Here is a 24104-nt window from a genome sequence, read left to right as displayed (position 1 = left end):
TTCTCCCCTCTTTTACTTACGCATTTTTGGATCTAACGCGTCGCGTAATCCGTCTGCCATTAAGTTGAATGCTAAGATTAACATACTGATGACAACCGCTGGGATGAACATCATATGTGGATACGTTTGAATTGATTTATAACCATCGTTTACAAGAGAACCAAGTGATGCGAATGGTGGCTGAATACCTAAACCGATGAAGCTTAAGAACGCCTCACCAAACACTGCTGTTGGAATTGTAAACATTGTCATTACGATAATTGGTCCCATTACGTTCGGAATTAAGTGTTTTACAATTAATTGTGTATTTGTTGCACCTAATGTACGAGATGCTAATACATATTCTTGATTTTTTAATTTCAGGATTTGTCCACGAACGATACGTGACATCCCTATCCAACCTGTAATCGCCATTGCTAGTGTAATTGACCATATACCAGATCCCATAATGATTACCATTAAAATAACGATGATTAAGTATGGAATACCGTTAATAATCTCCATAACACGTTGCATAATATTATCTACTCTACCGCCATAGAACGCTGAAATACCTCCATAAGCAACCCCAATTACTAAGTCAATCGCCGCTGCTAAAAGAGCGATATATAATGATACACGCGTACCTTCCCATGTTCTTGTCCATAAATCGCGGCCAAGATCATCTGTACCAAACCAGAAATACTCTTTAATATCACGTTTTTCATATTGGTCAACACCATATTGATCCGTACCGTCAAATGGTAGCCAATGAACATTTTCAATAACAGGAATTTTCGGTGGTAATTTCGCACGACCTAAGTCTTGCTCTTTATAAGAATGCTTACTTACCATCGGTCCTAAGATTGCTAGTAATATAATAAGCGCTAATAAAACGAAACCGAACATTGCTCCTTTATGTTGGAACAAACGTCTTCTTACATCTTGCCAAAACGTTAAGCTTGGACGGGCAATGACTTCATTATCAACATTATTTTGATTGGCTTGTTGAAATAAATCTGGAGATAATTTTTGTACATCTTTCATCATTTTTTCCCTCCCGCTAAACGAATACGAGGATCAATAATTCCGTATAAAATATCGACAATGAAAATAACTAAGATGAAAATCGCACTATAGAAAATTGTAGTTCCCATAATAACTGTATAGTCATTCACTGTAATAGATTTAACGAACTGTTCCCCTAGTCCTGGTACAGCATAAATTTGCTCAATAACTAATGTCCCTGTAATTAAACCTGCAACCATTGGTCCTAAAATTGTTACTACTGGAATTAACGCGTTACGAAGTGCGTGTTTAATAATGATAACACCTTGGCTAATTCCTTTCGCTTTCGCTGTTAAAATGTAATCAGCTTGCATAACTTCAATTAACTCTGCACGAGCAAAACGTGCGATTGTTGCGATAACTGCCATCGATAAAGCGATTGTAGGCATTACGGTAAACTCTGGTCCTTTCCAGAATGCTACTGGGAACCACCCAAGTTTTACCCCTACGAAATATTGTAGTAATGCGGCGAATACGAACGATGGTACCGACATCCCGAGTACGGAAATAATTGTCGCCCCATAATCGACCCACGTATTGTTACGAAGTGCCGCAACGATTCCTAAAATTAAACCGATAAATGTTCCTAATATAATCGCTTGTAAACCAAGTTGTGCTGATGGTCCAATGCGATCCACAATCATATCTGTTACTGGACGGTTATCATATTGGAATGATACCCCTAAATCACCTTTTGCTAAGTTACCTAAGTAACGTGCATATTGAACTGGTACTGGATCATTTAAGCCATATTTTTCAAGAATGATTTCTTTTTGTGCCGGTGATAGTTTCTCCTGGTTTTTAAGCGGAGAACCCGGAAGTAATTTCATCAAAAAGAAAGTCAGTGTAGTAATTAAAAATAATGTCAAAGCCATGTACACGAAACGTTTTAATACATAACGTCCCATAGTCAAGCACCTCCCCGTTTTTCTCAAAAGCAATAAGATAGTTTAAAATATTCTTACTTTTATTTTTTTAAAATAAGAGCATATGCCCATCATAGGCATATACCCTTATTCATGATGGAAACCATTTTTAGTTTTTTAGTTCAACCCACTTATAGCTAAATTCTCCGCCATATTTATGTTCTAATAGGCCAGTAATTGAGCCACGTTGTAAATAAGCTTTTCCTGGTTGATATACTGGAGCAATCGCTGCATCTTCAAGCAGTTGTTTTTCTGCTTGTAATAAAGCATCCCAGCGAGCTTGTACATCAACTTCTGTTTTCGCTTTTTTAATTAAATCATCATACGCTGCATTTGCGTAATTTACTTTGTTTTGCGCATTACCTGTCGTATACATTTCAAGGAATGACATTGGATCCATATAATCTGGACTCCATCCCGCGTATGATATTGCGTAATCTCCACTTGCTTCAAGTTTTAATTTTTGTGCAAATGGCTGCATTTTTGTTGAAACTGTTAAACCTGGTAAGTTCTTTTCAAATTGGCCTTTTAAATACTCTCCGATTTTTTTAGCATCATCAGTATCAAAGTTTAATAGCTCTAACTCTACTTTGTCTACACCAAGTTCTTTTTTACCAGCTTCCCAGTATTTTTGAGCTTCTTTAATATCCTCTTTGATAAGCTTTCCGTTTTCTTCACGGAAGTCTTTTCCATTCGGACCTTTTGCTAAGCCTTTCGGAACAAAACCATATATCCCCTCTGAACCATCGTTTAAGATAACTTTCCCGATATTTTCACGCTCAAAGGACATTGCAATTGCTTTTCGGATATTTTTATTTGCTAAAAATTTATTCTTTTCATTTAAGCGAATAAATTGTGTAGATGGTCTCTTAATCGTTTTAAAGTCAGCATCTGATTTGTATTTGTCTACAAACTCTGATGTTAAGACTACACGATCAATGGCTTTCGTTTCATATAAATTTATAGCAGTTGAACGATCCTTAACAATATTGAAGTTTATTTCCTCAAGTTTTACTTCTTTATTTTCCCAATACGTTGGATTTTTCTTAAGTTGGAAACTTTGTTCATGCTTCCATTCATTTAATACGAATGGACCATTATAAAGTGTCGTATTGGATTCTAATCCAAATTTTGCTCCTTGTTCTGTTACAAACTTCTCATTCAAAGGATATAATGTTGGATAGACTGTTAAACTTACAAAATAAGGAACAGGGTTATCTAATTCCACTTCAAGTGTATGATCATCAATTGCCTTTACACCAAGTTCTTCAACTGGTAATTCTTTTTTGTTAACTTTCTCCGCATTTTTAACATCAAATAGTATGTAAGCAAACTTGGCACCCGTGTTTGAATCTACAGCTCTTCGCCAAGAATAAACGAAGTCTTTCGCTGTTACAGGTTCACCATTAGACCATTTCGCATCTTCACGTAACTTAAATACATACTTTTTGCCATCTTCTGATTTCTCATAAGATTTAGCGACACCTGGAACAAGCTTATCGTCTTTCCCCAGACGATATAATCCTTCCATTGTGTTATTCATGATGTTAGAAGATGCTGCATCTGTTGATAACGTCGTATCCATAGTTGGGATTTCAGCTGTCTCGGTTAGATTTAACACTTGCTTGTTTGAGGATTTTTCTTTTGCGCCTGCTTTATTATCCTCTTTTTGGTAACTACAAGCTCCTAACATACTGACAGTCAACGTCGATGCAAGTAATAACGGTATCTTTTTCTTCATGTTGTGTTGCCTCCCCTAATTGCACTTCCTGTACCCTCACTTGTAAAAATGTAGAATTGAAAGAATAATCTCCAAGTTTCTACAATTTTCATTATACATATAATATAACAATTGTGAATATAGTTTTTTGTTTTTTTGTTAAAATTTTTAATAAAATGTTTATTTTTTTATTTTTTTGTAAAGGGATACGTTAACATTGCTACCATCATCTTGAAATCAGACCTTTAATTGCGTATAATTTTCAAAAAATTAATTCTAGTACATATTATAGCTTTTATAGTATAATAATTCTAGTAATATTTTGACGGAGGGGAACATTTTGAATAAAGTTTTTTTTCATACTTGTATACTAATTTCCATAGCGATAATCGCTTCTAGTATTGGCGCATTCCTCGTTTCATCGCAATTTTTGTTGAATTTTGTCAATATATCGTTTTATGTCGCACTATTTTTTATTCTTATAGGCGGTTTTTTATTCATATTTCAAAATGGATTTTTTAACGTAACAATTTACGCCTTCCAAAGAGTATTTGGTACGAACAAAAAAATTGAGTCTTTAATTGAAGAAGTAGAGGAACCTGCCGATAAGAAAGAACGTATTTATAAAACATATTCATTCAAATGGACGTATCCAATTTGCATTACCGGTATCGTTCTTGGGTTGTTCTCGACCCTCATTAGTTTTACTATTTTGATGTAGTTTGCAAACACTATCCCATATGATATAATAATCAGCAAAACATTTTGTTATAAAACTTTAGTTCTTTCATATTAAAAGAGCTTAGGTAACAATAAATAAATTTATATGTATGCGATGATAAAGAAGAGTACATATTGAGGCAATTTCAGAGAGCTTGTGGCTGGTGTGAACAAGTAATTGCGCAGTATGGAATGGGCTTTTGAGCACCAAACCGAACCGAAAGTAGTAGGCTTTGGCGTTATATCCAAACGTTATTATGGATTAGAGAGATTTCACAGTAGTGAAATAATTAGGGTGGTACCGCGGTCCATTCGTCCCTATAGTTTTTGGGATGAATGGGCTTTTTTGTTTGCCTTCTCTTCCCCATCACGCATTCAAATTTAGGAGGAATTACTTATGTCAGTTATCTTTTCTGGTATTCAGCCGAGTGGAACGATTACACTTGGAAACTATTTAGGAGCTATGAAGCAATTTACAGAGCTTCAAAATGAACACGACTGTTATTTCTGTATTGTAAACCAACATGCGATTACAGTACCTCAAGATCCCGTACAACTTCGTAAAAACATTCGCAGTCTTGCTGCACTTTATGTAGCATGTGGCATCGATCCTGAAAAAGCTACTTTATTTGTACAATCAGAAGTACCAGCACACGCTCAACTAGGATGGATTATGCAATCAGTTGCTTACGTTGGAGAATTAGAGCGTATGACGCAATATAAAGATAAATCTTCTGGTAGAGATTCAGTTCCAGCTGGATTACTAACGTATCCACCATTAATGGCTGCTGATATTTTACTTTACAACACTGAAATCGTACCTGTTGGTGATGATCAAAAACAACATATGGAATTAACACGCGACCTAGCAGAGCGTTTCAACAAACGCTTCCGTGAAGTGTTCACTGTCCCTGAAATTCGTATTCCAAAAGTAGGAGCTCGCGTTATGTCATTAACAGAACCTACGAAAAAAATGAGCAAATCTGATCCGAATCCAAAAGCAATGATCAGTATGCTTGATGAACCAAAAACAATTGAAAAGAAAATTAAAAGTGCTGTAACTGATTCTGAAGGTATCGTGAAATTTGATAAAGAAAACAAACCTGGCATCTCTAACTTATTAACAATCTACTCTTCATTCTCTGGAAAAACAGTTGAAGAAATCGAAGCAATGTACGAAGGAAAAGGATACGGCGACTTCAAAGGCGACCTAGCACAGGTAGTCGTAGAAGCAATTCGTCCAATCCAAGACAAATATAACGAACTAATCAACTCACCAGAACTAGACGAAATTCTAGACAAAGGTGCAGAAAAAGCAAACCGCGTTGCATTCAAACAACTACGCAAAGTAGAAAACGCAATGGGACTAAGTAGAAAACGTAGGTAATGTAAAAAGCGGAAGCGGCTCGCTTAGAATGTGAGGGGGATGGAGCTCCTGACGTAGAGGCGCTTTTTGCCTCGTAGGAAGGCGCGAAGCCACCGAACATTCTTGCCGCTGGAGCTGGATTTCTTAAAAAGCGGAAACGGCTCGCTTAGAATGTGAGGGGGATGGAGCTCCTGACGTAGAGGCGTTTTTTGCCTCGCAGGAAGGCGCGAAGTCACCGAACATTCTTGCCGCCGGAGCTAAGTTACAACAAATTAAAAAACCGCCAATTGGCGGTTTTTTAATTTACCTTTTGCTCGTTTTCCATTTCCCATAACTTTTCAAAAAATGGCTGTCCTTTTACGAGACGCTCGCATAATTGTTCGTGCTTCTCAGACCAGCCTGTTTTCGCTTCATCATACAGTTTAGCCCAAATATCTTCAAATTCCATATGTTGAACCATTCCGTATGCTGATGGATCCCACTCTGTGAACCAATAGCGAATTTCTGCTGTGTTTTTCGTTGTATGTAATTGATCTAACGCCATAAATAATAATTGTTTCAGCTGTCTTTCTTTACGAGTTAAGCCATTCATAATGAAAGGTGATGGTGATAAAATATGATGTTCTTTTTCCATTTCTTCTACTTGGAACTCATACTTTTCTGCTTGTACATTTTCTACCATCTCATATACCATCTGCTCTTGGCGCGGTATAAGTCTGCTCTTTCGAATTGGTACATTGTAACCAATTGTGTCGATCGCAATAATTCCTTTTCCATCTGTAACAACAAAGCAATACTCCTGCTGCAAACGTTCATGATTTTTACGAATATATGCCTTATGATGTACGTCTTCCAACAATTTTTGCGGAAGCTCTAACAATTCGTCCTCGATGTAATGATATAATGTGGCATCTACTTTTAATAATGGCACTTGATCTAATAGCTCAATCGTATCATCTTTCCGCCATTCGTAAAAATGACAAACGTTATACCCATTCTCTTCACCTTCAAACCAATTTACCCATACATCATGTAGATATAACATTCACTACCCCTCACTTCACTACTGTTTGTATCAATCATTATGTTCAATTTTTCTTAACTTTATTCCACCTAAGGAAATATATTCTAATTATTATTTTTTCTTCTATTAATACTAAAAAAAACAGGAAATAGAGCTCCTGTTTTTTATATATGAAATGTATTTGCTTTATTCAATATTTCTTTTGCATCTATAGATAATAAAGAAAGTGTATCTTCTCCTTCCAATGTTACACAATCTTTGACAATATGAAATCCAAGCGCATAACCAAGCATCTTCGGATAAGAGTGAAATCCATTTAATAAGATGTCGTGCTCCCTTGTTCCTCGTTTTATACTTATTCTTTCATGTACAACATTTTTCCAATAATAAATAGCCTCTTCTTTTGAAAGATACGTCGTCCACGGTGCATTGTTTTTTTCTGAATATCTTTCCGTTACCGCTTGCTCAGCTAGCCCTTCCATAATCATCGTATCAAGTAATGTATATTCTGTTTCTTTCGTCTCAATTTGATGTAACCTGCATATGTGATGATATTCATGCGCCAATAACACCTTTAATTCTTCCACCGAATTCCGTCCACATACGAATAAGAAAATAACGTGACGCATAGATAATCCAGCTCTACCGTTATACTCTTCTTGTATAGTTCGATTATATGAATCTGATAATAAAATAAAGACAGGGACATCCGGACCTTTTAACCAATTTTTTAGTTTCTCATACTCCGTACGTAACTCTTTCCAAACTTCCTTTTTCTCTAACTCTTTAACTTCTTGTTCTCCCCGTATAACTGGGCGGTACATACCTTTAGAAATTAAAAAGCGATACAATCTTTCTTTTGGCAGCGGGATATACTTCGTAAACTTCTCACACAGCTTTTCTGGCCGTCCATAATATAGATGTAACCACTCAGCAGTTTCAACAATCCCCATCTTTATCCCTCCTTTTTCTTATGTATATGCAAAAGGAGAAAAAGGCGTAAAAATAAATAAGGAGTTTTTTCGCAATATAGTGCGAAAAAACTCCTTATCTCATCTATTATTTATACGATTTAAATACTAATACTGCGTTATGACCACCGAATCCTAGTGAGTTACTTAATACTGCATTTACTTCTTGTTGTCTCGCTTTATTCGGTACGTAATCTAAGTCACATTCTGGATCTGGTGTTTCATAGTTAATTGTTGGAGGGATTACTCCGTCTGTAATTGATTTAATTGAGAAGATCGCTTCAACAGCACCAGCTGCTCCTAATAAGTGACCTGTCATTGATTTCGTTGAGCTAATTGCTACTTTGTACGCATGCTCACCGAACGTTTCTTTAATTGCCATCGTTTCATACTTTTCATTCGCATCCGTACTTGTACCGTGCGCATTAATGTAATCAATATCTTCTGGCTGTAGACCTGCATCTGCTAAAGCTTGACGCATTGCACGCACGCCGCCTTCACCGCCAGGAGCCGGCATTGTAATATGGAATGCATCACCAGTTGCACCGTAACCAGCGATTTCCGCATAAATGTGAGCACCACGAGCTAATGCGTGCTCTAATTCTTCAAGAATTAAAATACCTGAACCTTCACCCATTACGAAACCACTACGGTTTTTATCAAACGGACGGCAAGCTGTTGCTGGATCTTCATTAAATGTTAATGCTTTCGCTGAACTAAATCCTGCAAATGCCATACTTGTTAACGGCGCTTCAGCTCCGCCTGTTATCATCGCATCAGCATCACCACGCTGAATTGCTTTAAATGCATCACCAATTGAGTTTGCACCAGATGCACAAGCCGTTACAGAACAAGTGTTAATTCCTTTTGCTCCTGTTGCGATCGATACTTGACCTGCTGCCATATCTGGAATCATCATCGGTACGAAGAATGGGCTCACGCGGCGCGGACCTTTCTCAGTAAAAATCTTAAATTGTTCTTCGTATGTTTCCATACCGCCAATACCAGAACCAATCCATACACCAATTCGAGGTCCGTTTTCTTCTGTAATTTCAAGCTTTGCATCTGCAACTGCCATTTTCGCTGCTGCTACTGCATATTGTGTAAAGCGATCCATACGGCGCGCTTCTTTTTTATCAATATATTTCTCGACTTCAAAGTCGTTAATTTCTGCTGCTACTTTTGCTGGAAACAGTTCCGGATCAATTCTTGTAAGTCGTCCGATTCCAGATACACCCTTTTTAATGTTTTCCCACGCTGTTTCAACATCTGTTCCGATCGGTGTAACAGCTCCTAGTCCTGTAATTACGACCCTCTTTTTCTCCATACAAAATACACTCCTTTTTTTCTCTCAGTCCTTATTTACCCCAACGAAGAGCAACTGCTCCCCATGTTAATCCGCCGCCGAAACCAACAAGTATAATTAAATCACCATCTTGAATACGTCCATTTTGCAATTCCTCTACCATTGCAATTGGAATTGAAGAAGCTGATGTATTACCAAACTTTTCAATTGTCATACTCATTTTTTCTTGTGGTAAATTTAATCTCTCTCTTGCAGATTCCATAATACGAATATTCGCTTGATGTGGTACTAAAAAATCCACATCCTCTTTCGTAAGTCCCGCTTTTTCTAACACGCGAAGACAGGAATCACCAAGTTGGCGAACAGCAAATTTAAAGACTTCTCTGCCGTTCATCATAACATACTCGTCTTGATAAAGATGCTTACCGCCGCTTCCGTCTGCTCCTAATTCGAAAGATAGAACGCCTCTTCCTTCTGAAACAGCCCCCATTACGATTGCACCAGCTCCGTCTCCAAATAGTACTGCTGTATTTCGATCATTCCAGTCTACAATTTTAGATAGTTTATCACTACCAACTACTAATACATTTTTATAAGTTCCCGTTTGAATAAATTGCTGCGCTGTAATCATTCCGTACATAAAACCAGCACACGCTGCACTTAAATCCATTGCGGCTGCGTGTTTTGCGCCAATGGCTTCTTGAATGACACAAGCTACTGCTGGGAATGCGCGATCTGGTGTTACTGTTGCCACTAAAATCAGATCGATATCCTCTCCGCTAATCCCGGCATCTTCAAGTGCTTTTTTAGAAGCCTCTACCGCCATATATGAAGTATCTATTGTATCATCGGCAATGCGTCTTTCTGCAATTCCCGTTCTCGTACGAATCCATTCATCAGATGTATCTACGATTTTCTCTAAATCGTGATTTGTGACTACTTTTTCTGGCACATATCTTCCGATCCCTAAAATGCCCACGTTCACATCGCAGCCCTCCGTTTTATATCAATTATTATGACTTGGTACTAATTTTAAAACATAAATGTATTTTTGTCTAGAATATATTTCAGCTAAACCATAAATCCAGCATTATTCACTTTATTGTTTATTAAAAGAAACAGAAACATACCTTTCCTGTTTCTTTTGAAATATAAAAAGGCCCGAACCGCTTCTATCCACGGTTCGAGCCTCTCTTCCATCTAAAAAGATGCTTTTTATTCTTTTTCTGCTTTCCCAAGCTCATATGCTTCGTTCATAACTTTCATCAATAACTCTAATACTGGTTGTGCTTTCTCCATATCAAGCGCAATTCCATTCGAATCTAAGATGGCCTTTGCTTCTGGTAAATGCTTCATTGCGATTTGTAAAAATTGCATGCTTTTCTCATTCATATTATGTTCTTCCTCTCCATTAAAACTTTCACATACATAGTGTAACACGCTCGCTATCCTTCGTATAACTCTTTATATTTTTTCATATGTGCCAATTGTTTATTTAAACCGTATTCTAACGGGGTATTTCTTTTTATCGAAATAACCTCGACAGCATCATTTCGTTCTTCCTCATTCTTTTTATTCACTTTATCCGCTGCACGTAAAAGGTTCATACCTTTTTTCCATAATGACTTTTTACCACTAAGTAAATTGTATATGCCGAGATGCTCCTCGTTCATTCCATTTTCCCATAAGTATTCACATACATCTTCCACGTACAATAGATCACTTCCGTTTTCCTCACTCGCATAATGGCACTCTTTCTCATCCAATTCTGATAAAATGAGCTGATGATACATCATAAAAGATGGTTGCCATGGCCCATATAATGTTGGAACTCGAAATACACTATATGGTGCCTCTCCTTTTTTCAATCCTTCTTCCACTTTCGAAAATAAACGTTTATTTTCAGATTCATCTGCGTTTTCTACTTCAATAGAAGAAATTAGATTTAACTTCACTTTCTGTTCTGCACACAGTCTTATAATCCGCTTTAAATACTGTAATATAACTCTTTCATTCCGAAAACCACTTTGTTGATTTGGCTCATACAAGCAAAAGTAAACCGTATCGAACTTCTCTCCTTCTACTGATCTCCATCCATCTTCATCTCTTATCGAATAATACGTAAATAACGCATTTCGTCCAATCAACAATAACTTCTCTTCATTAATTTTTGTCATATTCTCGAATTCATCAAAATCAAGACCGTACACTTCTACTTCTTCTGCAATCATTTTATTCACAAGGTGATAACCTACAAACGTAAGTGCACCTATAATTAGCACGCGCTCCATACCACCAACCCTTTCTCCTTGAAACAAATAGCTCCTCATTTATGTATATGGGAGCTTCACAATTCTTCTTCATATTTTTTAAAGAAATCAGTCGTTTGCCTAACCATTTTATATTTCACATCTTGCAGATGGAATAAGACAGAAGTATCGCATTGATTGAATTGCCTCATTTTCTCATATTTACGTAACAACTGTTTTCTTCCTCTTTTTTCTTGTGTTGATACGAAAACTTTAACAGGTACACAAGACGGAAGAAGCGTAAATGATTTCTTATTTATTTTGGATTCTAATTCTTCTTCTTTGGAATCATACGCCAAACTTAATTCCTTCACTAATCTTTTGTAAAAAAACTTATGCTCTTTTTCAAACTCCACATATTCTGGTAAATCTAAACACGGATTTAACATAACGACAGAGCGTATACATTCAGGGTATTTGTTCATCATTTCAAGTGCTACAAGTGCACCCATACCATCTGCCATAATGTGCATTTTCGCATTTAATGTCTCTTTTCTCAAAACAACATCATATAAACGTTTTGCTAGACGAACAGATTGGTCGTTTCCCCAATGTCTTCCGTATAAATTAGAGGAAAAGACCGTGTAGCCTTCCTCAATAAGGCCATGTAAAAAATAAGATCTACCTGCATGCTGTGTCCATAAACTTGTACCATTCTCAATAAAGTAGTTATAATCACCGAGAAGCATAACAGAAAATCCATTTGGCTTCTCCGGTAAATAAATGACACATGGTTCTTTTTCTAAATAAAAAAAACGTTCCGTAATACTCATTTTTCCCCCGCCTTATTTTCTAAACGTATAAAAGTACTCTTCTATAATGTATGAACGGAATGCAAATTTGCGTTGAAAAATCTACAAATATTTTTCTATATTCTTTTTTCAATTGTGTTACAATAAGGACAGATTGAACGAATAGAGGTGTAAAATATGCGTTTCATTTGGGCATTAATTTGGTCGTTCGCGCTTGTACATATGATGAGCTACGTAATCGGCTCTATGACTGGCGGTACATACGATTTTAACCAAGCGTCTATTTTCTCAGTTGTTCTTGCGGTATTTGTACTAGCAATTTCAGCTACAATTCCAAACGAGCCAGTAGAACAACATTAAAAAAAGAGTCCGGATTTTATCCGAACTCTTTTTTATTTTACTTTACATGAACGACTAATTCGTTATTTTCTACATCAACAACTACGTGACTGTTATCAGTAATCGTTCCTGCAATTAATTCTCGTGCTAATTTCGTCTCAACTTGACGCTGTACATATCGTTTTAATGGACGAGCTCCGTACATCGGATCAAAGCCAGCTTCTACAACAAATTCTCTCGCTGCGTCTGTTAATTCTACTGTAATATGACGGTCAGCTAAACGCCCTTGTAATTCTTTTACAATTTTATCAACAATACCTTTAATTTCATTCGTTGTAAGAGGTTTGAATAAAATAATTTCATCGACACGGTTTAAAAACTCTGGTCGGAAATGTCCTCTTAATTGCCCCATTACAAGTTCTCTTGATTCCTCTTTAATTGAGCCATCTGCTTCTAATCCATCTAACAAATGAGCAGATCCAATATTTGAAGTCATAATAATAACCGTGTTTTTAAAGTCTACTGTACGTCCTTGAGAATCTGTAATGCGTCCATCATCTAACATTTGTAATAAAATGTTGAATACTTCTGGATGTGCTTTTTCGATTTCGTCTAACAAAATAACTGAATACGGTTTACGTCTTACCGCTTCTGTTAATTGACCGCCCTCTTCATACCCAACATATCCAGGAGGCGCACCAATTAAGCGTGACACAGCGTGTTTCTCCATATACTCAGACATGTCGATACGAATCATTTGCTCTTCACTATCGAATAAAGACTGCGCTAACGTTTTTGCAAGTTCTGTTTTACCAACACCTGTCGGTCCTAAAAAGATGAAGGAACCAATTGGACGGTTCGGGTCTTTAATACCAGCGCGTGCACGAAGAACTGCGTCTGATACTAAGCTTACCGCTTCCTCTTGTCCGATGACACGCTCTGATAAAATTTGCTCTAAGCGTAGTAATTTCTCGCGTTCACCTTCAACGAGTTTTGCGACAGGAATACCAGTCCAGCGTGAAACAATATCAGCAATCTCTTCTTCACTTACTTCCTCACGTAATAAACGATTTTCCTGTTTATTATGTGCGCCCATTTCTTCTGCTTCTTTTAACTCTTTTTCGATAGCTGGAATTTTCCCGTGACGAAGTTCAGCTGCTTTATTTAAATCGTAATTTCCTTCTGCTTCTTCTAACTCACGGCGCAAGCGCTCTAAATGTTCACGTAAGTCACGCACTTTATGAATGTCTTCTTTTTCTTTCTCCCATTTCGCTCTCATACCACTTGCAACTTCTTTTAAATCCGATAATTCACGTTGCAACGTTTTCAGGCGTTCTTGGCTACCAAAGTCCTTCTCTTTTCCAAGAGCCGCTTCTTCAATTTCCAGCTGCATAATGCGGCGCGTTACTTCATCTAATTCTGTCGGCATAGAATCAATCTCTGTTCGAATCGTTGCGCACGCTTCGTCAACAAGATCAATCGCTTTATCTGGTAAGAAACGATCCGAAATATATCGATCTGATAAAACGGATGCTGCTACAATCGCGCGGTCATGAATATTTACACCATGATAAATTTCAAAGCGCTCTTTTAAACCACGTAAAATGGAAATTGTATCTTCAACAGTTGGTTCTTCTGCTAATACTTGTTGGAAACGTCTTTCTAGCGCTGGATCTTTCTCAATATATTTACGATACTCATCTAACGTTGTCGCCCCGATACAATGCAGTTCACCACGCGCAAGCATCGGTTTTAACATATTTCCTGCGTCCATCGCACCTTCTGTTTTACCAGCGCCGACGATTGTGTGAAGTTCATCAATGAATAATAAAATGCGACCTTCACTCTTTTTAATTTCATTTAATACAGCTTGCAGACGCTCTTCAAACTCACCACGGAATTTCGCTCCAGCTACAAGCGCACTCATATCTAATGCGAAGATTGTTCTATCTTTTAATCCTTCTGGTACATCCTTCTTCACAATACGCTGTGCTAACCCTTCAACGATTGCTGTTTTACCAACACCGGGTTCACCAATTAAAACCGGGTTGTTTTTCGTTTTACGTGAAAGAATGCGGATTACACGTCGAATTTCACTATCGCGACCGATAACAGGATCAATTTTCCCTGCTCTCACTTCCGCCACTAAATCACGACCATATTTTTCTAACGCTTCATAAGTTGCTTCTGGATTTTGACTAGTCACTCTTTGATTCCCCCGAACTGTCATTAAAGACTGTAATAAGTTATCTTTTGTAATGTGAAATCTTGTAAGTAATTGATTTATATCGCCTTTTTCTTCTGAAAAAGCAAGCAATACATGTTCAACTGAAATGTAGTCATCTTGCAATTTCTCTGCTTCTTTTCCTGCTCTTACAAGTAGTTGTTGCAGAGCACCTGTTATATATAATTTTCCTACTTCTGCACCGCTTCCCGTTACAGAAGGTTTTTTCTTAATTAAACTTTCGACGCCTTGCTTTAACGCTTCTATATCGACATTCATTTTTTGAAAAATACGCACTGCTAACCCATCTTGCTCTTCTAATAATGTAAACAAGAGATGAACAGTATCTACTTCTTGATGATGATGAGATACCGCTAAAGATTGGGCACTCATAATCGCCTCTTGTGTTTTTGTTGTCATTTGATTTAAGTCCATCTTTACAGTCCTCCAAATGTTTGACTTTCTTTGACCTTTGATTTGATTATACGCCAACTGACTTTTTTATACAATAATTTTGCTTATGTATTTTCAAACTTATTATTGGAAAAAGAAAAAGGGAACATTCATTATACAACTGAAAAATATACGCAATGCATAACGACAAAAAAGCCGCAATAATGATTGCGGCTCCTGTTACGGTTTTCTTTTATATGTCCACTGACGGTTATGATTCGCGTTATCTGGAAACTTTTCACCCGCAGTTAATTTCACCATTTGCGGATCTTTTACCATACTTCCTGTTTCACCAATTTCTACGTAAATGCCATCGTTTGGCGCTTTTTGTCCAGAACGAAACCTGCGATTTTGTCCCATTTCCATTCTCCTTCCATGACGTCTTTGCCTCATTAGTATATCCATTTTAAAAGAAAGCTTTTCTGTCATGTTTAGGAAACAAGTACTACATTTCGTTCTTGTACATATACATGAATGATACAAGCTTAGGAAGGGATTTCTTTCCTATTTGTAGAAAAAAAAGAAACCAACCTACTATAGGCCAGCTTCAAAGGAGAGTCAAACATATACGAGAAGATTACATGTTCATTATAAGCCTCATCACACGAGCAATGTAACCCTTTTCACAATTTGTACATAACGAAAGAAACATTGTTTGAACTTTCTAAAAAGATGTTGACTTTTCTTAATTTCCAGCGAGAAATAGTAGACACCACAGCACTTTGCGACGTAAGATGGATATATAGTGAACTTTCCATCTTTGGTGTTCTCACCCAGTTTAACCTCTTATTTCTGCATATTAAAAACGGAAATATAGATAGAAACAAAAAAATTATTATAAGAGGTGAAATTATGAATAAACAGCATTTAATCGCATTAGACTTAGACGGCACTTTATTAACAGACAACAAAATAATTTCCACTCGAACAAAACATACAATTGCAAAAGCAAAGGAACAAGGACATATTGTCGTTATTTCAACAGGACGTCCATTCCGTGCTAGTTTTGATTACTATAAAGAACTTGGTCTTAACACACCAATCGTAAACTTTAATGGCGCTTACGTACATCATCCTCTTGATTCAAAGTGGGGAACACATCACTCTCCTCTTGAGCTAGCAACAGCCCAAGAAATTGTCCGAGCTTGCTTTGATTTTGGTGTGAAAAATATATACGCTGAAGTAATGGACGATGTGTATGTTCGTGAAATTGATGAAGATAAAAAACATATTTTCGAATTCGGTTCTCCAAATATTTTTACAGGAGACTTATTAAATATTTTAAACGATCATCCAACCTGCTTATTAATTGACGCACATGACGAGCATTCCAGTGCAATTCGTCAACATTTAACTGATATGCATGCTGAAGTAATCGACCATAGAAAATGGGGCGCACCTTGGCCGATTATTGAAATCGTAAAAAACGGGTTAAATAAAGCTGTCGGATTACAAAAAATTTCTAGTCATTACAACATTCCACAAGAGCGAATTATCGCTTTCGGTGATGAAGATAACGACTTTGAAATGATTGAATTTGCTGGTCATGGCATCGCAATGGGTAATGCAATTCCTGAATTAAAATCACTCGCAAATCATACGACATTAACGAATGAAGAAGATGGTATTGCGCTATATTTAGAAGAGGTTCTTGGATTATAATCTAAAAATTCCCTGCTTATAGTTTCTCGCCAAACGCTCATACTATTATTAGACGCCGGATTATCGCGTCGATTGTTTTCAGCTAAATAAAGGGGGTTTTTCGAATGGGTAAAAAGAACAAATCAAAACGTTTTATCCAACAAGGAGCCGATGCTGTTATGAAGCATGATGCAAGATTCCCGTACAGAGGTACATTAGCTGAGGCAGAAAAAGCGAGAAGTAACTCTTCTTTTGGAGGGGTTTAAATGGGGAACTTACTATTCCAACAAGCTAGAGATGCCGTTGCAAATGCCGTATCTTGTTCAAGCGGTACTGAGCAACAAGATCTCGTATATAGGGCAAAAAACGCTTTGCACTCTGCTTATGCAAACTCTTCAACAGCTGAAAAAGTTCAGCTACGCGAAATGCAAGAGCAGTTACAAAACATTACGAATTTACATTAAAAAAGAGGACCAGCTTTGGTCCTCTTTAATCTTTTCGAAACAAGCCAAACACCCCAACCGTCTGTAATACGTTTGTAAATGCACCTGGGTCCACTTGCCTAATAACCCTTTCTAATTCATATAACTCATAACGCGTAATAACAATCATTAACATTTCCTTATTTTCATTTGTATAAGCGCCTGTTGCTGGTATAGTTGTAATCCCCCTCACTAAGCGAGAATGAATCGCCTTTCGTACATCTGCCCCATTCTTCGTAACGATTAGTGCTGTAATTTTCACATGACGCGTATGAATCGCATCGATAATTCGCGTTGACACATACAAAGTCACCAAAGTATATAATGCTTTCTCCCATCCATACACATAGCCAGCCGCAATAATGATCAGTGCATTAAAGAAGAAAAAATACGTACCGACAGGCTTATCTTTAATCTTTGATAAAATCATGGCGATTATATCTAAACCACCTGTAGAAGCCCCCCACTTCAACGCAATCCCTACCCCAATCGCCGAAATAATCCCACCAAAAATCGCATTTAATATAATATCGTTCGAAACTGCTCTAACCGGGATAATTTCTAGAAACAAAGTCATAAATATGACGCAAAGAAAACTAAAGAAAGTAAAGGCCTTTCCAACCTTTTTCCATGCTAAAATAACGACGGGAATATTAAACAAACTAAACAATACCCCCGTTGATATGTGAATAGATAAAAAGTCACCTAATATTTGCGATAACAATTGGGACAATCCAGCAAAGCCACTCGCGTACACTTTCGCTGGCGTTAAAAATAAATTCATTCCAATCGCGTTTAACAAACCTGCGACGATTACAACGATTAACTTCTTTATAAGTTCGGTATAATTCAACTTCAAATCCATTTCGAATCCACCTTTATTATTCATGAATGCACTGCTATACATAGTCTTTACGAAAAAGGAAATGATAAACGTACAACGTTTAGAAATGGAGTTGATACATATGCCACATACGAGTGATAACGACAAAAAAGCACGCGATAATAATGCAAAGCGTACACAAAAAAATGAGCAAGAACAAAAAAATATTCAGCAAGGTAAGCGTTCCTATTCTAAAAAGACCGATCACCTTTGATTCCATCGTACATCAACAATATTGTTGATGTACTTTTTTTACATTTTACAGGGAAAAAACATTAAAAATTCACTTCATGTTCACTTCTATATTCTACAATAGCGATAACATATTCGGATGAGGTGTTGGCATGAGAGGGAAACACATTTTCATTATTACTGCACTAATAAGTATATTAATGCTAGCTGCTTGTGGACAAAAAAACAGCTCAGCTACAGTCGCTACAGCAACAGACTCAACCATTAAGAAGAGCGACTTCGAAAAACAGTTGAAAGATCGTTACGGAAAAGACATGCTATACGAAATGATGGCACAAGACGTTATCACGAAAAAATATAAAGTATCTGACGATGATGTAGATAAAGAAGTACAAAAAGCGAAAAAGCAATACGGCGATCAATTCACAGCTGTACTAGAAAACAATCGTTTAAAAGATGAAGCTGATTTCAAAAATCAAATTAAGTTCAAACTTGCTATGAATGAAGCAATTAAGAAAAGTGTTACAGAAAAAGACGTGAAAGACCACTATAAACCAGAAATTAAAGCGAGTCATATTTTAGTAAGTGACGAAAATGAAGCGAAAGAAATAAAGAAAAAATTAGATGCTGGCGCTTCATTTGAAGAATTAGCAAAACAAGAATCACAAGATCTACTATCAAAAGATAAAGGTGGAGACCTTGGATACTTCAATTCAGGCAGAATGGCGCCTGAATTTGAAACAGCTGCCTACAAACTAAAAGTCGGACAAATTAGCAATCCCGTTAAATCACCAAACGGCTATCACATTATTAAATTAACTGATAAAAAAGATTTAAAGCCTTATGATGAAGTGAAAGACTCTATTCGTAAAAACTTAGAAGCAGAACGTATTGCCGATCCTACATTCAGTCACAAGTTAATACAAAAGGAATTAAAAAAAGCAAATATTAAAATAAATGATAGTGACTTGGAAGATACGTTTACTCTTGCGCATGAGCAAGGGAATTAAAAAAGAACCGCCTTATTTTTACAGCAAAATAAGGCGGTTCTTTTTATTTAATTTACTTCTTAAAATACGTCCAGCCTTCTTCTTGATAAACCTTTTCTTCTTTCATCAACTTACCAAGCGCACGCTTAAAGGCAGCTTTACTCATGTTGAATCGTTCTTTAATGTCTTCTGGATTGCTCTTATCCCAAAACGGCATTGCTCCGCCTCGTTCTTCCATATATGCATAAACTACAGCAGCATCGTCTTCCATTCCTTCTTCTTTACGAGGAAGAAGTGAAATATTAATTGTACCGTCATCTTTTACGTCAATAATACGGCCCGTTACACGTTCACCGATACGGACTTGTTCTTTTCTTTCAGTATGGTGTAAGAAAGCACGGAAATGCTCATCAGTTAGTATGAATGAACCAACTTGAAGTGAACGATATACACGTCCATTTACGTTTTTATTACGCATAGATGGCGTCGCATCTACGATAATTTCTTGCATATCACTGTCTCTTGCCGGAAGAGCAATAAGGCGATCACGATTCGTTAATTTTAACGTACAATATAATTCGTCGCCGACTTCTGGCCATACTGGCATATAAATCGGGAACTCATCAGCTGGGATTAGTATATCTTTTGATACACCAATATTAACAAACACACCTAAACTAGGGATAACTTCTACAACTTTTACCCAGTTCCAATCAAAAGTTGTAATAAGTGGCTCCTTCATTGTTGCTGAAACACGATTTTGATGATCAAGGTATAAGAATACATCAATCGTATCGCCTTCTTCAATTTCTCCAACTAATTCGTTTTTATGTAGGAAAATTTCTTCCTCTTCATTCCCAACCATATATCCGATTTCCGTTTCGCGTAAAACAGTTACCTGTTCAATCGCTCCTAATTGTAAATACATATTTTTTAATTCCCTTCTATATATATAAAATTAACTTTTTTATCTTTTTATCATTCCAAACAAAAGTTAATTATAACACGATTTTCTCTTTATTTGTCCAACTGCCCAAAATTCACTATAATAAAATGAGGTTACATGATTATAAGTATGAAAACACTTAAGTCTAAGCTCGTTTTCAGCTATACTTTAGTATGTACAGTACATAAAAAGATTAGAAATTTATTTGGAGGTGCTAACTATGGCAAAAGAGAGTTCTTTTGACATCGTTTCGAAAGTAGAATTACCTGAAGTAACAAACGCAATTAACATCGCATTAAAGGAAATCCAAAACCGATATGACTTTAAAGGAAGTAAAAGTGATATTAAATTAGAAAAAGAAGTTCTAGTTTTAACTTCTGACGATGAGTTCAAATTAGACCAAGTAAAAGACGTTCTAATTGCTAAACTTGTAAAACGTAACGTTCCAATTAAAAACTTAGATTACGGAAAAGTTGAAGCTGCGACTGGTAACACTGTTCGCCAACGCGCAACACTTCAACAAGGTATCGATAAAGATAACGCGAAAAAAATTAACAACATCATTAAAGAAATGAAATTAAAAGTAAAAACACAAGTACAAGATGACCAAGTACGTGTTACAGCGAAAAGCCGTGATGACTTACAAGCAGTTATCGCAGCAGTTCGCAGCGCTGACTTACCGATTGACGTACAATTTATTAACTACCGCTAAAAAGAAAAACATCCTCTACACAGAGGATGTTTTTCTTTTTAGCGGTAGAGAAAATATTACAAAGTCTAAGATTACGAGCAATCGGATAGTTAGAATGAGTATTTAATTATTATGCATAAATGAAGAAGGTCCTTTTAATAATCGGCGCAAAAACCTCCCTCCCCACTCAAATGTAACAAATTATGAGTATAAGAATATTTTCCACCCTTTCATGTAATGTAAAATTAGTAAGGAATTTATTTTATGAAAAAATGTTAATTAAACAAGAGTTAGAAGTGGTTATTTGAAGAAATTAATACTATGTTTTTTATTAACTACATTCTGTCTATATATTGCAGGATGTTCTAATAATATAACTACACCCGAGGATACACCTAAAACTTCAACACCTGCGAAGTGTAAATACATCAACAAAGCTTGGTATAAGAAACCTATAAAATGTAATAATTGATGATATAAGTTATAAAAAAAGACACCGTAAGGTGCCTTTTTTTATAGAAATTAATAAGATATTCATCAGAAATTATGAATCATTTTTTATTTTGTTTTTCAAAATATTTTTCTTTAACCATTTTTATTAGATTTTCTTTTTCTGTTAGTTCAAAGATAAATAATGCTTTTTTCATGTTGTCAGCCACATCTTCTTCATTATATTGTTCTAGCTTTAGCAAATTCCAAGCTTTTCCATAATATAATTCACCTAATAAATATAAAGTATTTAGATTAATAGCTAATTTAATACCCATATCATTGTATTTTATTGCCTCTTCATGTTGATTGGCAAGACCTAAAATTTTCGCTAAATTAAAAATGATTTTTAATTTAATCTCTTTATCTCTAGGAAAATCTAACTTATTAAAATTAGCTAAACACCTTCTTAATATAGTAATACTCTTTTCATACTCTTTATTTGCCCAATGAAATATAGCCATCGACTGCATAATATCTATTTCTCTTTCTGATAAAAAATCAACATTCGTTACAGTTAGTTTTAGTGCACTATTTAAAAGATTTAAAGCAGTTTTTATTGATTTATTTACATGAAATATAGCAATGGCTTCATGCCATATTAGAAATTGTTTATCTTCTTTTAACTGGAAATTATTTTCGTTTTTCTCTTGTTTCACTATTTCGTAAAGTTCATTATATTGTTTTTGCTTTGTACAATCTCTCATTACATATTTTACATTTTCTACATATTTTAGTTTTTTATTTTGCGTTAGTGCGAAAATATTATTTGGATCAATACCAAGTCTTTCAGATAACTGATATAACAATATACTAGATGGATAAATCGTACCTTTTTCTATTTTGCTAATTTGACTTTGCGAACATATTCCATGACACAATTCGGATTGTGATATATTCTTTTTCATTCTAAGTTCTTTAATGGTAATACCCAAATCGTAAAATCCCATTTTTCCTCCCCAAATATAGCCCTCAATGAGTATCAGAATATTTTTTCATCCTTTAATGTAATGTAAAATCAATATAGTTGCAATTATTGTTTGTTCTATAGGTCTTTTCACTTCTTTGTTCAGCTGCATTTCGAGGCGAGAGTCTCCCTTTACAAAAATAGTAGAATACAATGAAAACGAACTGTCACCTCACTCATAAGAAGAAAATGATTTAGCGAAACTAATCCTTCTATAGAGACTAATACATATTCATCATAAGGAACTTCTTCTCTTTTTTTATCGGTTCTCACACAAAAACAGGCTAGGGAGATAGTCTTCTCCTTAGCCTGCCCCCTCTCATTAGAGGAGTTTTCGTACTTATTAAGAACAACACATCCGTTACTCATTTCCGTCTCTTTTTAACCGCAATTAAAAACGCAATAAATAATACGTTCACACCGACTATTAAGGAGATAAATAACCAATTCACACCTGTTTCTCCGCTAATTTTATACACATTTGATTCTTCGCGCTTTAAAATAAGATAAAACTTTCCGTTTTCTTCTCTTATAATTTCATCTTCTAACAATCCTCGTAACTCTTGTTTTTCGCCAATTGCACTTACAGGTAAAGCAACTTTTTGTGTTTCTTTCGTATTATTAATCGCTACTAATGTTACTTCATCTTTATACTTTCGTTTCAGTACACTCATTCCATCTTTATCGTATAAAAGCTCAAACGTTCCATGGCGTAAAGATGGTCTCGCTTGTCTAAGCTCACCGAGTTTCGTTATGTGCTGCACAAATTTTTCATCTGATTTGAAATCCATTAATCGTCTATTATCCGGGGTATCCCCTCCATCTAATGCAATTTCAGTCCCGTAATAAAAATTCGGAATACCAGGTGATGTTAATAAATATGTAAGAGCTAGTTTCAAACGAGATGGTGGATAATTCATATTCTCTTTTGCAATACGGGCAAATCTTTTTGTATCTTGATTATCTAAAAATGTAATGGATTCCCCTTCTTTTTTACTCACATCATATAAAGGTTTCACCGATACATCCGCTTTGGAAAACGATTCTACTATTTTTTCGTTATATTCACTATCTTCTTTTGTTATAACACGAAAATCTTTCTTTATCACTTGCATATCTTTTTGCACGTCATTCCAGAAAGAACGCGGCTTTTTTTCACTATGTATTACATAACTTCCATCTAAATCGACTTCTTTGATCCACCATTTCATCGAGTCGATGACTTGTTGTTCGTTTTCTCCAAGCGGAAATTGAAGTACAACTTTCATTCCTTTTGCATGCGCTTCTTGTACAAGTTCTTTCACATCATTTTCTGTTCCGAAATGTTCATTTACCTTTTGAAAATCGCGCACGTCTAATCCGTCGTACTTTCCACTTTCAAAAAGCGGAGAAAGCATAACAGCGGTAAAGCCCATTTCTTTTATGTAATTCAGTCTTTTTATAATCCCTCTTATATCTCCGCCCTGATATCCTTCTAAATTACCAACTTCTAACTGTTTGTCATTTTTCGGTTCTCCATTATTGAAGCGATCAATCATAATGGAGTATATAACTTCGTCTCGCCACTCTCTTGTTTCATCTGCAAAAGCATGTATTGGTACAAACAAAACGACAGCTAAACAAAAACAAATGAATAGTTTCCTAGTCTGTATTTTTCCCACACGCAT

The 24104-nt window shown here is 36.0% G+C and carries 25 protein-coding genes and 1 other annotated feature; of the genes, 9 read left to right on the top strand and 16 right to left on the bottom strand.

Annotation, left to right across the window (positions count from 1 at the left end):
• Nucleotides 1–12: 12 nt before the first annotated feature.
• From opp3C to JDS82_RS13900, 3 genes are all read right to left on the bottom strand, one after another.
• A complete protein-coding gene (gene opp3C, locus JDS82_RS13910; protein ID WP_000974096.1) occupies nt 13–1029 on the bottom strand; it encodes an oligopeptide ABC transporter permease in 1017 nt (338 codons plus the stop codon).
• Nucleotides 1026–1955, bottom strand: coding sequence for an oligopeptide ABC transporter permease (gene opp3b / locus JDS82_RS13905; RefSeq protein ID WP_000534165.1), 930 nt, complete (start codon nt 1953–1955; stop codon nt 1026–1028). The genes opp3C and opp3b overlap by 4 nt, the downstream gene beginning before the upstream one ends.
• Nucleotides 1956–2082: 127 nt before the next feature.
• Complete coding sequence (locus JDS82_RS13900) at nt 2083–3714, bottom strand: peptide ABC transporter substrate-binding protein (RefSeq protein WP_199713466.1); 1632 nt, start codon at nt 3712–3714, stop codon at nt 2083–2085.
• Between the two features lie 319 nt (nt 3715–4033).
• On the opposite strand from JDS82_RS13900, the gene JDS82_RS13895 reads away from it, so the two are divergent.
• Entirely contained in the window at nt 4034–4414 is a 381-nt protein-coding gene (locus JDS82_RS13895) for a DUF3899 domain-containing protein (protein WP_001045005.1), read from the top strand.
• A 105-nt stretch (nt 4415–4519) separates the two neighbouring features.
• Nucleotides 4520–4736, top strand: a binding site (T-box leader).
• A gap of 74 nt (nt 4737–4810) precedes the next feature.
• Nucleotides 4811–5800 carry a tryptophan--tRNA ligase gene (gene trpS / locus JDS82_RS13890; RefSeq protein WP_000110999.1) on the top strand — a complete coding sequence of 330 codons (990 nt, stop codon included), beginning with the start codon at nt 4811–4813 and terminating at the stop codon, nt 5798–5800.
• A 277-nt stretch (nt 5801–6077) separates the two neighbouring features.
• On the opposite strand, the gene JDS82_RS13885 is transcribed toward trpS, so the two are convergent.
• From JDS82_RS13885 to JDS82_RS13855, 7 genes are all read right to left on the bottom strand, one after another.
• A complete protein-coding gene (locus JDS82_RS13885) occupies nt 6078–6824 on the bottom strand; it encodes a YjbA family protein (RefSeq protein ID WP_000966116.1) in 747 nt (248 codons plus the stop codon).
• Nucleotides 6825–6967: 143 nt separating this feature from the next.
• Nucleotides 6968–7756, bottom strand: a complete 789-nt coding sequence (locus tag JDS82_RS13880; RefSeq protein ID WP_048559569.1) for a DUF2268 domain-containing putative Zn-dependent protease — start codon at nt 7754–7756, stop codon at nt 6968–6970.
• A 106-nt stretch (nt 7757–7862) separates the two neighbouring features.
• The gene (gene fabF, locus JDS82_RS13875; RefSeq protein ID WP_000412643.1) at nt 7863–9101 is read right to left on the bottom strand and encodes a beta-ketoacyl-ACP synthase II; all 1239 of its coding nucleotides are present in this window, start codon (nt 9099–9101) and stop codon (nt 7863–7865) included.
• A 31-nt stretch (nt 9102–9132) separates the two neighbouring features.
• Nucleotides 9133–10065, bottom strand: coding sequence for a beta-ketoacyl-ACP synthase III (fabH, locus tag JDS82_RS13870; RefSeq protein WP_001100551.1), 933 nt, complete (start codon nt 10063–10065; stop codon nt 9133–9135).
• A 230-nt stretch (nt 10066–10295) separates the two neighbouring features.
• Nucleotides 10296–10472: a ComZ family protein gene (locus tag JDS82_RS13865; RefSeq protein WP_048559636.1), complete on the bottom strand. Its 177-nt coding sequence runs from the start codon at nt 10470–10472 to the stop codon at nt 10296–10298.
• A gap of 53 nt (nt 10473–10525) precedes the next feature.
• Entirely contained in the window at nt 10526–11398 is an 873-nt protein-coding gene (locus JDS82_RS13860; RefSeq protein ID WP_142308254.1) for an NAD-dependent epimerase/dehydratase family protein, read from the bottom strand.
• A 29-nt stretch (nt 11399–11427) separates the two neighbouring features.
• Entirely contained in the window at nt 11428–12162 is a 735-nt protein-coding gene (locus tag JDS82_RS13855; RefSeq protein ID WP_000028707.1) for a lipase family protein, read from the bottom strand.
• A gap of 156 nt (nt 12163–12318) precedes the next feature.
• Between JDS82_RS13855 and JDS82_RS13850 the strand changes: the two genes are divergently transcribed.
• Nucleotides 12319–12501 carry a YjzD family protein gene (locus JDS82_RS13850; protein ID WP_001211110.1) on the top strand — a complete coding sequence of 61 codons (183 nt, stop codon included), beginning with the start codon at nt 12319–12321 and terminating at the stop codon, nt 12499–12501.
• Nucleotides 12502–12538: 37 nt separating this feature from the next.
• On the opposite strand, the gene clpB is transcribed toward JDS82_RS13850, so the two are convergent.
• Together clpB and JDS82_RS13840 are read right to left on the bottom strand one after the other, a co-directional pair.
• The gene (clpB, locus tag JDS82_RS13845) at nt 12539–15139 is read right to left on the bottom strand and encodes an ATP-dependent chaperone ClpB (protein ID WP_060489321.1); all 2601 of its coding nucleotides are present in this window, start codon (nt 15137–15139) and stop codon (nt 12539–12541) included.
• A gap of 198 nt (nt 15140–15337) precedes the next feature.
• Nucleotides 15338–15517, bottom strand: coding sequence for a YjzC family protein (locus JDS82_RS13840; RefSeq protein WP_000531420.1), 180 nt, complete (start codon nt 15515–15517; stop codon nt 15338–15340).
• 492 nt (nt 15518–16009) lie between these two features.
• Here JDS82_RS13840 and JDS82_RS13835 point away from each other — a divergent pair, with 492 nt between their 5' ends.
• From JDS82_RS13835 to JDS82_RS13825, 3 genes are all read left to right on the top strand, one after another.
• Nucleotides 16010–16819 (top strand): Cof-type HAD-IIB family hydrolase, encoded by an 810-nt coding sequence (locus JDS82_RS13835; RefSeq protein WP_001041224.1) that lies wholly within the window; start codon nt 16010–16012, stop codon nt 16817–16819.
• A gap of 104 nt (nt 16820–16923) precedes the next feature.
• Nucleotides 16924–17064: a hypothetical protein gene (locus JDS82_RS13830; RefSeq protein ID WP_000516816.1), complete on the top strand. Its 141-nt coding sequence runs from the start codon at nt 16924–16926 to the stop codon at nt 17062–17064.
• Complete coding sequence (locus JDS82_RS13825; RefSeq protein ID WP_000527398.1) at nt 17065–17262, top strand: DUF3813 domain-containing protein; 198 nt, start codon at nt 17065–17067, stop codon at nt 17260–17262. It begins immediately after the preceding gene.
• A 25-nt stretch (nt 17263–17287) separates the two neighbouring features.
• Here JDS82_RS13825 and JDS82_RS13820 read toward each other — a convergent pair whose 3' ends face one another.
• Entirely contained in the window at nt 17288–18145 is an 858-nt protein-coding gene (locus JDS82_RS13820) for a YitT family protein (RefSeq protein ID WP_000364451.1), read from the bottom strand.
• Between the two features lie 100 nt (nt 18146–18245).
• Between JDS82_RS13820 and JDS82_RS13815 the strand changes: the two genes are divergently transcribed.
• Nucleotides 18246–18377, top strand: coding sequence for a DUF3941 domain-containing protein (locus tag JDS82_RS13815; RefSeq protein WP_001120852.1), 132 nt, complete (start codon nt 18246–18248; stop codon nt 18375–18377).
• Between the two features lie 130 nt (nt 18378–18507).
• Nucleotides 18508–19365, top strand: a complete 858-nt coding sequence (gene prsA, locus JDS82_RS13810) for a peptidylprolyl isomerase PrsA (RefSeq protein ID WP_001214189.1) — start codon at nt 18508–18510, stop codon at nt 19363–19365.
• Between the two features lie 52 nt (nt 19366–19417).
• Here prsA and JDS82_RS13805 read toward each other — a convergent pair whose 3' ends face one another.
• Nucleotides 19418–20272, bottom strand: a complete 855-nt coding sequence (locus JDS82_RS13805; RefSeq protein WP_087979775.1) for a CvfB family protein — start codon at nt 20270–20272, stop codon at nt 19418–19420.
• A 238-nt stretch (nt 20273–20510) separates the two neighbouring features.
• On the opposite strand from JDS82_RS13805, the gene JDS82_RS13800 reads away from it, so the two are divergent.
• On the top strand, nt 20511–21002 hold the full coding sequence (locus JDS82_RS13800; RefSeq protein ID WP_061678717.1) for a YajQ family cyclic di-GMP-binding protein: 492 nt from the start codon (nt 20511–20513) through the stop codon (nt 21000–21002).
• A 530-nt stretch (nt 21003–21532) separates the two neighbouring features.
• Here the strand turns inward: JDS82_RS13800 and JDS82_RS13795 are convergent.
• The gene (locus JDS82_RS13795; RefSeq protein WP_199713465.1) at nt 21533–22420 is read right to left on the bottom strand and encodes a helix-turn-helix domain-containing protein; all 888 of its coding nucleotides are present in this window, start codon (nt 22418–22420) and stop codon (nt 21533–21535) included.
• A 382-nt stretch (nt 22421–22802) separates the two neighbouring features.
• Nucleotides 22803–24104: an alpha-amylase family glycosyl hydrolase gene (locus tag JDS82_RS13790; RefSeq protein WP_199713464.1), complete on the bottom strand. Its 1302-nt coding sequence runs from the start codon at nt 24102–24104 to the stop codon at nt 22803–22805.

The organism is Bacillus cereus group sp. N14 (assembly GCF_016483555.1).
GTDB lineage: Bacteria > Bacillota > Bacilli > Bacillales > Bacillaceae_G > Bacillus_A > Bacillus_A wiedmannii.
Note: the sequence above shows the minus strand (reverse complement) of the source record. Positions and strands in the feature narration are given on the sequence as shown.